Raw genomic sequence first — 2466 nt, 5'->3', positions numbered from 1 at the left:
GGAGCTACCCTAGAGCGTTATATGCTCGATAATGTTCAGCACGTAGTCTTGGACACTACGATTTGTTGGGCATCATCGTGTTTATTACTCCTTCTTGATTCAAACTATGATAAGTCTGCGAGTAACTTAAGAGGATTTCGTTCCCCTTGTACTGTTTAATTTTGTAGACTGCTCTCTACTAATTGCGTCTTCTGTTTCTGTCTCCAGTCGGTTCTCACCAAAAACAAGAGGGTTGTACACGCTCTCCCTCTATCTTATTGCTTCTTCAGTCTATAGATAGTATATAGACACAATAAGTTATTATACTTTCAGTAATAGCCTATAGTTGTAGCTATACTCTATTCCTACTAATATTCTGTACTATCTTAATTTTAAGAAAGTAATCTAACCATTTACTTTCTAATCCTTTGATTTAGATATCTCTGGATATACACCATTATAGCTCTATAATCGCATTGGCTGTTCTAGTTGCGACTCAGATTTATCTTCTCTGATTGTTGTTGTTTCAGTCTTTGGAGAATATCCGTACAAGTGGTTTTATTCTCTTTAACTGATGGCAGTTCTCTTACCTTAATGTATTTAGGTACTTCCTTCTCTACAACAGAAGTTAGATAGATGATACTGTCTTTCTTTTTGATTTCAACATTGATATTTTGTTCTGGGTTGCTTTGTCCATTTAATTTTATAGCGTTATTGTTCAAATTAATATCAATATTAAAGTCTTTTGTCCGAGGTACATCTGTGAACTTCGGAATCACATACTCGTGCGCGGTGGCGGTATTTGTATAGTTAGTTACAAATCCTACATATCCACCGAAAGCTAGCATTGCTAGCGTAAACAAAACTGTTGGTTTTTTACTCATTTTGATAATGCGTTAATTGTTACTTTTTAGTAGCATATGCAGATTTCTCAACATAGAAAGTAAGAGGATTTAAAGAAGTTGATGTATACAAGCCAGATACTTTCTGCATTACTTGTTTCAACATCTTATCATTCATTTCTGCTCCATAAGCAATACGCATATTGTTTACAGTCTTTATTGCTGAAATGTGTTTACCTTTAAGATTTAGACCCTTGATTTCTGGATATACAAGTTTGTCTTCATCTTTACCTTCGTTATTAGCAGAAGTAATAATACGATTGATCAGATCGTCATTAGTTCCACTAATTAATTGAGAATACCGTTTTGCTTCTTCTTCGTAGTTATTGTTTTTTGCAGTTTCATCAGCAATCTTCTTAGCTAAGAATACTTTCACAACATTAGCAACTTGCGCATCGTTGTATGTTGTTAATTGGTTCTTAAGCCAAGCATGAGATGCTAAAACTGACAAATTACCAGTTAAATTACCCCAAATAGCATTCGCACAACCTTCAAGCAATGTAGCGTTTCGTCCTGCTTCCTTCATCTTAAGTAATACAGTTGCTAATACTTGTGCTGGTTCTGCATCTTTGTCAAGTTTATAGGCTTCCCGTGCAAATTCAATCATATTTGCTACGTTCTTACCTATACCTCCTGACTTCTGCTTGTGTCGCATGTTCATAATAGTACACATTGCTGCTACTTTCTGTTCATCTGTGACACATTCTTCAGGTTTTGGCATTTCCTGAGTCTGCGGAACTTTAGCATCTTGTTCTAAAGCTTTTTGCATTTCAGGATTTGTCTTTGCGACAGCATCTTTGAAGTTAATCTCGAGCTGTCCATCAGATGTTTTGCTAGGAAGCAAATTAACACCGAGGAACAAAGAAGCTGTTTCATTCAAATATGCAAACATTTCTTCGTTCACAGTAAAACCTTGTTCTTTTGCATCATTCTTGAACTGGTCATTCCATTTCTGAATTAATACAAACATCATAAGGTCTGCCTGTTTTCCTGTTGCTTGATACATTGCCCGATCATCTTTAATCTCTTCACGGCGTTTCAGAATTGCGTTCATCAAATCTACTGAGTGATTTGCATCAATTCTGTCACTGTTCTGAGTTACAATGTTGGGCGCAGGAGCTGCGGCTGTTTTAATAGTAGGAGTATTGTTGATGTCAATTTCTTCAGCTTCTACTTCTTCTATCTTCTCCTTCTTCGACTTCTGCTGTTTAGGTTTCTTTTCAGTAGATGCGGGTTTAGGATCTTCCTTCTTTGGTTCTTCAACTGGTTTAGTTTCAGGAACTTCAGCAGGAATAGGATTCTTAATTCCTTCCTTAATCCGTTTAACGTCAATTCCGTCTCCCTTCTTTACATTAGATACTGGGAAGAGGACACTAGTAGTTTCACTAGTTTCGTTGTTCTTCCACTCGGCTTTGATATTTTCAATGCCTTTGCTGTCTTTCTCAATCTTAAGAGAAAGTAGACTCATATACGGTGATTTTGTGCACAACATATGAGTTTCATATGCTGATTTACCCATTGGAGTCTGATAGATACCACCTTTCTTTTGTTCAGCTGGTTTTTCTTTAGGTTTCTTTTCTTCTGG

At 36.4% G+C, this 2466-nt stretch carries 2 protein-coding genes; both read right to left on the bottom strand.

Annotated elements, in window-relative coordinates; all coding sequences use genetic code 11:
* Nucleotides 1-464 precede the first annotated feature (464 nt).
* Nucleotides 465-863, bottom strand: a complete 399-nt coding sequence (locus GH681_RS22665; protein ID WP_153163767.1) for a hypothetical protein — start codon at nt 861-863, stop codon at nt 465-467.
* A gap of 19 nt (nt 864-882) precedes the next feature.
* Nucleotides 883-2466, bottom strand: a 1584-nt coding sequence (locus GH681_RS23415) for a hypothetical protein (RefSeq protein WP_228112040.1), incomplete at its 5' end; no start/stop codon positions are given.

Source organism: Zoogloea sp. 1C4 (assembly GCF_009469605.1).
Lineage (GTDB): Bacteria > Pseudomonadota > Gammaproteobacteria > Burkholderiales > Rhodocyclaceae > Zoogloea > Zoogloea oryzae.
The sequence above is the reverse complement of the archived record's forward strand: the minus strand, read 5'-3'. Positions and strand labels throughout refer to the sequence as shown.